Origin of the sequence: Parabacteroides sp. CAG:2 (genome assembly GCF_000436315.1) — a bacterium.
GTDB classification, from domain to species: domain Bacteria; phylum Bacteroidota; class Bacteroidia; order Bacteroidales; family Tannerellaceae; genus Parabacteroides; species Parabacteroides distasonis.
The window spans coordinates 24,681-33,219 of record NZ_FR885270.1 but is presented as its reverse complement, the minus strand read 5'-3'; the positions used below and the strand labels follow the sequence as shown (position 1 = coordinate 33,219).

Annotated in this window: 7 protein-coding genes; 2 read left to right on the top strand and 5 right to left on the bottom strand. The window is 43.4% G+C overall.

The window, feature by feature from the left end:
- Positions 1 to 44: 44 nt before the first annotated feature.
- Together QVP94_RS03815 and secDF are read right to left on the bottom strand one after the other, a co-directional pair.
- Entirely contained in the window at positions 45 to 977 is a 933-nt protein-coding gene (locus QVP94_RS03815) for a tyrosine-type recombinase/integrase (RefSeq protein WP_022192007.1), read from the bottom strand.
- 98 nt (positions 978 to 1,075) lie between these two features.
- Positions 1,076 to 4,081, bottom strand: a complete 3,006-nt coding sequence (gene secDF / locus QVP94_RS03810) for a protein translocase subunit SecDF (RefSeq protein WP_022192006.1) — start codon at positions 4,079 to 4,081, stop codon at positions 1,076 to 1,078.
- A 172-nt stretch (positions 4,082 to 4,253) separates the two neighbouring features.
- Here secDF and QVP94_RS03805 point away from each other — a divergent pair, with 172 nt between their 5' ends.
- On the top strand, positions 4,254 to 5,228 hold the full coding sequence (locus QVP94_RS03805) for a DUF4468 domain-containing protein (RefSeq protein ID WP_022192005.1): 975 nt from the start codon (positions 4,254 to 4,256) through the stop codon (positions 5,226 to 5,228).
- Between the two features lie 20 nt (positions 5,229 to 5,248).
- Positions 5,249 to 5,803 carry a DUF4468 domain-containing protein gene (locus QVP94_RS03800; protein ID WP_005859247.1) on the top strand — a complete coding sequence of 185 codons (555 nt, stop codon included), beginning with the start codon at positions 5,249 to 5,251 and terminating at the stop codon, positions 5,801 to 5,803.
- A 10-nt stretch (positions 5,804 to 5,813) separates the two neighbouring features.
- Here the strand turns inward: QVP94_RS03800 and QVP94_RS03795 are convergent, their stop codons facing one another.
- From QVP94_RS03795 to QVP94_RS03785, 3 genes are read right to left on the bottom strand one after another with little or no spacing between them, the layout of a single operon-like run.
- Positions 5,814 to 6,911, bottom strand: a complete 1,098-nt coding sequence (locus QVP94_RS03795) for an endonuclease/exonuclease/phosphatase family protein (RefSeq protein ID WP_009276208.1) — start codon at positions 6,909 to 6,911, stop codon at positions 5,814 to 5,816.
- Between the two features lie 9 nt (positions 6,912 to 6,920).
- Entirely contained in the window at positions 6,921 to 7,799 is an 879-nt protein-coding gene (locus QVP94_RS03790) for a rhomboid family intramembrane serine protease (RefSeq protein ID WP_012056087.1), read from the bottom strand.
- On the bottom strand, positions 7,780 to 8,502 hold the full coding sequence (locus QVP94_RS03785) for a rhomboid family intramembrane serine protease (protein WP_005859254.1): 723 nt from the start codon (positions 8,500 to 8,502) through the stop codon (positions 7,780 to 7,782). The genes QVP94_RS03790 and QVP94_RS03785 overlap by 20 nt, the downstream gene beginning before the upstream one ends.
- Between the last annotated feature and the right edge of the window lie 37 nt (positions 8,503 to 8,539).

The following is an 8,539-nucleotide window of genomic DNA, read 5'->3' as shown; positions in this document are numbered from 1 at the left end:
TGCGGCATGAAATGAACGCTACTCGCCAAGTAGCGTACTTTTCTTCACCCTACTTTCGGCGCATAATTATACACACTCTCGAAACAAAGTTTGTTTACGGTCGAGAGCTTTTCTAAAGAGAAACTCTTCAAGTATATTTGCGTAGTCTTGATAGATTTATGCCCTAACAGTTCACTGATCATCTCAATCGGTACGTTTTGCTCCTTCAAGGTCGTGGCGAAAGAGTGACGAATCGTGTATGAGGTAACCCGAGTACGAATACCGATGGATTCCGACAGTGTTTTCAATCTGCGGTTAAAACCTCCTAATACGGTATTATATTCCTTGTAGGCATCCTCACCGGTCTTCATTCCCTCTAAAAATGGAAACAGATAGGGCGAATCCTCGGTTGTATCGGCTGCCAACTCATTCAGCAGCCCTTGTGCCTCCGCTGGGATCTCCACCTGTATAAGGGATCCGCTTTTCTGCCGATAATAAGACAAGATCCCTTCCTTGATATCCTCCTTTCGCAAATGCGCCAAATCTACGAAAGCCATCCCGCAAAACAAAAACATCAGGCAAAAGGCTGATTGAGTCCTCTTCTGTTGCGGATCTGTCACTGGGCTTGTCATCAGCAAGCGCAGGCTTTCCGAAGGCAACGCCTTTTTACGTTTACTCTCAACCCCCGTAAACACATTCTTAAACAAATGAGGGATATAGGCAGCCTCACCCACCTCTACCGCTAAATTATAGATGTGACGAATCCGGCGCATATAAGTAGATACCGTGTTACGAGCACATCCCTTGGCCAACAGCCAAGATTGATAACGCAAAAGTGTATCCCGATTAATATACGCATAAGGAATCTCTTCCCGGCCACAAAAACATTTAAACGATCTCAACGCATCTTGATAACTCTTCGCCGTGGAATAACGCTTTTTCTCACGCAGGCAGGTGATATACGTAAGTACACCCACCACAAAATCATTCTCATTCATACTTTATCTCCTTAAGAATTAATACATAAAAAAATCCTCTATCTCTCCGTTTACACAGGAAAGATAGAGGATCTTCATAAAATCCTTAAAGAAATATATTATTTTCCGGCTTTCTCAGCAGCAGCTTTCTTATTGATCTTCTTCTTCTGCAACTCGTAAGCGATCGGAGTAGCGACGAACAAAGTAGAGTATGTACCGATAATGATACCTAATAAGATAGCGAACGTAAAGCTTCGGATCGTGCTACCGCCCAAGATGAAGATACACAATACAACCACCAACGTAGTCAATGATGTATTAAATGTACGACACAAGGTAGAGTTCAACGCATCATTGATCACTTGATAACGATCACGCTTCGGATACAAAGCGATCGTCTCGCGGATACGGTCGAATACAACCACGGTATCATTGATAGAGTAACCGATAATCGTCAAGATAGCTGCGATAAACGTCTGGTCTACCTCCATTGAGAACGGAAGAACCTTCCATAACAAGGTATAGAAAGAAATGATACACAATGTAGTCGTAGCAACAGAGGCGAACGCACCCACAGAGAATGACACATCACGGAAACGAAGCAGGATATAAGCGGCCATACAGATCATGGCGAAGATTACCGCTAAGATAGCGCTATTCTTGATATCGTCTGCCATGCTAGGACCCACCTTCTGCGAACTCTGAATGAAAGTAGTCGTGAACTCATCTAATGTAGTTCCTTCCGGAAGTAAGGATTTCACGCCCTCAAACAATTTATTCTCGATCTCTTGATCTACCGTAGGATCGTTATCATCGATCTTATAGTTGGTAGACACACGTACTTGATCTGCTGTACCGATCTGGATAACACTAACAGAACCGTCTAACTGAGCATCCAGCATATTACGAACATCGTCAGTCTTCACCTCTTGATTAAAACGAATCACGTAGTTACGTCCACCCGTGAAATCGATACCGTTATTCAAACCGATCGTCATCATGGAAATAGCACCCAATACGATAATAGCGGCCGGAATCAAATAACCGACTTTGCGAGCACCCAAGAAATTGATCTTCGGATTTGTCAGCAAGTCTTTCGTCAGAGAAGTCGTGAATGTCACGTTCTTCAATTTATCTTTCGCTAACAATGCCTCATAAACAATACGAGTCAAGAACACGGCTGTAAGGAATGAAGCGAACAAACCGATGATCATCGTCGTAGCGAAACCACGGATAGGGCCCGTACCGAAATAGAACAATACGATACCGGTAATGATAGATGTCAAGTTTGAGTCGAAGATAGCGGAGAACGCATTGCTGTAACCGTCAGCGATAGCCTTTCCTAAAGACTTACCAGCACGAAGTTCCTCTTTCGTACGCTCATAGATCAATACGTTAGCATCGACTGCCATACCCAGCGTCAACACCATACCGGCAATACCCGGCAAGGTAAGAACGGCTTGGAAAGAAGCAAGGATACCCATCGTGAAGAAGATGTTCAATACCAAAGCACCGTCGGCGATCAATCCCGGAATCAATCCGTAGAATGCGCACATATAAACCATCAACAGCACCAATGCCAAAACGAAAGAAATCACACCGGCATTGATAGCCTCTTGTCCCAAAGACGGACCAACGACGTCTTCTTGAACGATATGTACGGAAGCAGCCATCTTACCCGATTTCAATACGTTCGCTAAGTCCTTCGCCTCTTCCGGTGTAAAGTGACCGGTGATTTGTGAACGACCTCCCGTGATCTCATCGTTTACGTTCGGAGCGGAATAAACCATCTCATCCAAAACGATAGCGATCTGGCGACCGATATTCTCTTTCGTCAAACGAGCCCAAGCCTTAGAGCCTTCGGCATTCATAACCATGTTAACCATTTGCTCTGAACGACCGGCTTGTTGCATAAAGTCAGCGTTAGCATCTGTTACTACGTCACCACCTAAAGCGGGACTTCCGTCACGGTTCGTTACCTTCAAGGCATATAACTCAAAGAACTGCTCTTTATCATCGATCGCCTTTACACCCCATTTTAAAGCCAAGTTACGAGGCAATACCTCTTTCACTTGTTTCATGTTCAGGTATTCGCTGATCTTCTCCATATCTTTTGCTTGAGCGATACCTACCGTCGAACCCGGAGACAACTGACCGTTGTACTGGCTAATCTGCAATAAAGCAAATAATGGATGTTGCTTAGCGAACTCTTCCATACTTTGATTAGCCTCCGTATCTTTTTTATCTTGACCAAGCTCAGCCAACAAAGAATCGGCCTCGCTTACATTCGAGTCAGCGGCATCAGCGATTTTCTCTACATTACCGGTAGCGGCAACTACAGAATCAGCGGAAGTCTCCTTACTTAGGATAGTAGCCAATACATTATCAGCGGCAACCAATTGTTGATAGATTTCCGGCAACTTATAAGTTTCCCAGAATTCCAAGTTAGCGCTACCTTGAAGCAACTTACGAACACGTTCCGGTTCTTTCACACCCGGCAACTCAACCAAGATACGACCCGCTGTCTCCAAACGTTGGATGTTCGGAGAAACCACACCGAAACGGTCTATACGAGTACGCAATACGTTGAATGAGTTATCAATCGCACTCTGCAACTCTTGTTTCAAAACAGAAACAACCTGAGCGTCAGAGCTCTGGGGCGTGATTTTATCTTTTAACTCGAATGTACTGAAAATAGCGGAAAGACGTGCGCCGCTATCCAACTTCTTATACTCCTCAGCGAAAAGGTCGATGAAATCTTTTTGGCTAGTCGCTTGATGCGCGTAAGCTAAATCCAACGCCTTGTTGAAATTCTCGTCTTGGTTGTTGTTAGACAACGAACGGATTACATCCGCCACGTTCAACTCAAGGACAACGTTCATACCGCCCTTTAAGTCAAGACCTAAACTAATTTCCATTTCACGGCATTGCTTAAGCGTATAGCCTAACCATACCTTCTGAGTAGATAGTGAGTCTAAATAAGCACTCTCTTTCGCAGGATCTCCACCCGCATACTCAGCGGCTTTACTGTTGTAATGTTGCGTCACGAACGAGAACGACAAATAGAACAAACAGACAAGCGTAAGTAACACCGCGAAGACCTTTACAAATCCTTTGTTTTGCATCTGAATCTTAGGTTTATGTTATTACATTATTTATATTCGTTTTTTCACAGGGTGCAAATATAGACTTTTTTTCTTTGATAAAGAGCAATTAGTATAATTATTTGTCACGCTCATAGTTTATTTCAAACGCAAATGTATATCTTTGGGGCTAAAATAATAAGGAAAATATACCATGAAACAGTTATTATTCGCTCTGTTATTTATCCCCGCCCTGCTATTCGCACAAGAGGATCAACACTATCTGGCAGGGGCCGTTCCGGTTGCAGACGGTAAAGTCGTTTTTACCCGAGAGATTAATGCCCCCTCTTTAAGCAAGGCACAAATCTACCAACAACTATTAAAATGGGGACAAGAAAATTTTAACACAAAGGAAAGTAGAGTAGCTTATCAAAATGAGGCAAAAGGCGAGATCGCCATTATCGGGGAAGAATATATAGTATTCTCCAGCACAGCCTTATCCCTCGATCGGGCGATGATGAAATACCGTATTATCATTGAATGTAAGGAACATGCTTGTACCCTGCAACTTGCGGGCATCCGATATGAATATAACGTGTCTTACCAGAACGAGCCGGAGAAATACCTAGCCGAGGAATGGATCACGGACGAGTATGCCTTGAATAAGAGCAAGACGAAATTGAACCGTATCAGCGGTAAGTTCCGTAAGGCCACGATTGACTTCGCGGATAAGACGTTCGATAGCGCAGCCAACGTATTAGGCGCACAGTTGCTGACAGCCGCACCGGTAGAACCAGTATCCGCTCCGCAACGGGAAACACGAGCTGTGGCACCGATGGAAGGTTTCGTAGCGTTCCAAGCTGACAAAATACCTAGCACGATCCTCCAAATGTTACCGGACAACGCTTTACAAATCAAAGCCGTAAAAGGAAATACGACCGACGCAAACGTTGAATGGAAAGGCATAGGCAATATGTTCGGTAAAACGATCAGTACAATCTCCATATCCAAAGATAGTCCTGCTTATAAAGCGATTGGCAATAACGATGTATATCGATTATCCTTCTCCAAGCCCGGCACATCTGCCGATGCGCCATGGATTATTATCGAGTGCCGTAAACAAGGCGAGACCTCCGAAGGACAGCAAACGATGTTAATCGGCGAGATTACGAATGTATGGATCAAATAACGAAAAAGAGAGTTGCATTTATGAAAAAGATTCTATTATTAATATATATGATGTTCCCTGTGCTAGTCATGGCGCAGGGGCATAAAGGCGAGGTAGACGAATGCGCCCCCATGAAAAACGGGAAGGTATGCTATAGCGATGATGTAGAGATCGAGAATACCTCTAAACTAGAAATATTCAACGCTATTAACGCATGGGCTAAGAAATCTTATGGAAAAGATGTCTTCTTATCCAACGTAAACTCGAACAAGAACAAAGGGACCATCTTCGTAAGCTCTAAGGTTGAATTATTGTTGAATGATACAGACAAGACTATCATTAAATATAAAATGCGTATCACCTGCTTCGACAACCGGTACACGATCGAGGCGAGCGATATCGTATATCAATATGATCCGCTAAACGATAAAAAGTACAAGACCTATAAAGCGGAAGATGTAATCGCCAATAATGGGGATAGCAATACGATAGCGCTGATCAAAGATCCTAAGCTATTCTGTAACGCTACCTTCTTCTTTGTCGAGAACTTGTTCGCCGACGTATTTGACGCTGCGCAGAACGCAGAATCCGAGTGATGAAACCCTTTTATTCAAGTTTCAGATAACACCATAACGGGTAGTGGTCTGAATAAGCGACCTTATCCACGGAACAATTCATAGAGGTCATGTTCGGGGAATGCAGGATATTATCGATACGGAACCAGAAGAAATTTTGATTATAGGTAATGCCCATTCCCCGGCCAGACTCGGCAAAGGCATCCGTCAAATCCCCTTGGATCGTACGGTGCGCATAAGAAATAGGCGTATCATTAAAGTCACCGCATACTAAGACATAATCTCCTTTCGCGTTCTTAATCTCTTTTGATACCGCTTCCGCTTGCTTAGCCCGAATCCGGAAAGCAGGTCCTAGCTTTTGCTCGAACGCTCCTTTCAAATCGTCCAACCCATCCGAGCTAAAGCTCTTTATAAGGGATGAATAACGGGTCCGATCCTCCATCGTCAGTTTAAACGATTCCAAATGGTTATTAATCAAGGTCAACTTCTTTCCCTTGATGTTCACTTCATGTACGGAAGAGCCGTTATAATCCGAATCGTATTTCACCATCCGGGAATTCGACAGCGGATATTTGGAGAACACAGCGATGCCGAAACTCTGGAATTTCGTGGAGCTTTGATAAAATACAGAACGATAAGGATACATGCTCAACGCATCATAGATCTTAGAGGCAGTAAGGCTCTTCTCTGATTTAGCCGTGGCATATTCCTGCAAACAAACAATATCCGCGTCCGAGTTAGCGATATATTGGATAATCTTGTTCGGAGCTATCTTCGTATGATTCTTGTACCCAAAAGCCATCACATTATAAGTCAGCACCTTCAGTACCTCTTCCCGAGGGACATCCTTATGCGAGTGAAACGGAAAATAGCGTTTCACGGGACCCCAACATAACAAGAAGGAGAATATGCCGATCAATAAGAACTTCCATTCCCATAAGAACAGCCAATAGATAATAAAGCAAAGATTGACTACACATAAGACTGGAAAGGCTAATCCCAGATAAGATAACGTCATACTCGTCTCAGGAGACACCCGATCCGAGTAAGCCGAGACTATCAACAACACGACAGCCACCACATTCGCTACGACAAATAAGAATTGAAGAAAAATCCGTAGAGTTTTCATAAGTATCTGTTATTTCTTACTGGCGTCGAAAAGTCGCTTTTTCTCTTCAGCGGAAAGGCTCTCATAACCGGAACGTTTCAATTTATCCAGTATAGTATCTAGATCCACCGACTCCTGATGTTTGCGTGCGTTATACTCATAATCCGTTTCGTTACGTTTATAAGTCACACGCATCTTCGGTTTCCGTTTGCCCAAATTCACGAACCAGTCGATCAACCGATTCATTGGAGCGGTCAAGTCCTTTCCATTACGAATACGGGAAGCGAACCACATACCAAACAAAGCCCCGCCGATATGGGCGATATGTCCTCCCGCATTATCAGAAGTCATCGCCAACAAATCGATCACCAGCGTAAAGATAGCCAAATAAATTAATTTGATCCTTCCGATCAAGAATAAATTAATCTCCAAATCCTTCCGGTAAAACGACACGGCGAAAACGATCGCCATAACAGATGCCGAAGCCCCCATCAAATAGCTAAAAGAAGCCACGTTCTGGAAATAAGGGAAAATATTATAAGCAAGGACAAACAATATCGCACCCGCAAGACCTCCCAATATATACAAGCCTCCCAACTGCCGCTCATTGAAGAAATTCAAGAACAATCCCCCGAACCAATACAACCAAAGCATATTGAACAAGATATGCAAGAAGTCAAAATGAGTGAACATATAAGTAAACAACGTCCACGGACGGAAGAGCAAAAGTTCCGGAGAAGCCGGTAACTGCAAATACTGCAAAAAAGGTACCCCTTGCACATTAAAGAGCATAAACAATACGCTGGCCAAACGTATCAAGATAAACAAGCCTACATTTATATATATCAGTTTCGACAGGATATTACCCGACTGAAACATACGCTTCAAATTAGTAAAAATACCGTCCATTGTCTGCATCTTTCTTTTTCCAATAACGAATTAGGAAATAACCGAATAACATACCCCCCAAATGAGCGAAATGCGCTACCGTATCGCCACCAAAACTAGCCACACCCATAAATAGTTCGGCAAGACCATAAAATATTACGAAATATTTGGCTTTAATCGGGATCGGTATGAACATCAAGTACAAAGGAACATTCGGGAAGATCATCGCGAATGCCAACAAGATTCCGAATACGGCACCCGAAGCGCCAATGGTCACGAAATAATTCAAGAACTCGCTTTTGCTGATAATCTGGGCTCCATTCAAGTTTATCATGTCTTGGCTAGCGAAGATCACATCCCGCAAATTAAAGAACCATACCACCTCTTGTACCAAACCGGCGCCTATACCCGTCACGAAGTAAAAAATCAAGAAACGTTTGGGGCCCCATACGTTCTCCAATACCCGGCCGAACATATAAACGGCGAACATATTAAAAAACACATGCGCAAACGAATGGGTATCGTGCATGAACATATAAGAAACGATCTGATAAGCCTTGAAGTCGGTAGCACCCGGGAAGTGAAGCCCTAATAAATCCACCAAATCGATGCCGACTTTCGGCAGTGCAAGGCTGGCTACCCAAAATAGCAAGTTTATAATGATAAGATTTTTCGTTACCGGCGGGATACTATTCAAGAACCCCGAATTTGTCTGATTCATCATATACTACGTTAATTTAGCGGCAAAGGTAAATATATTT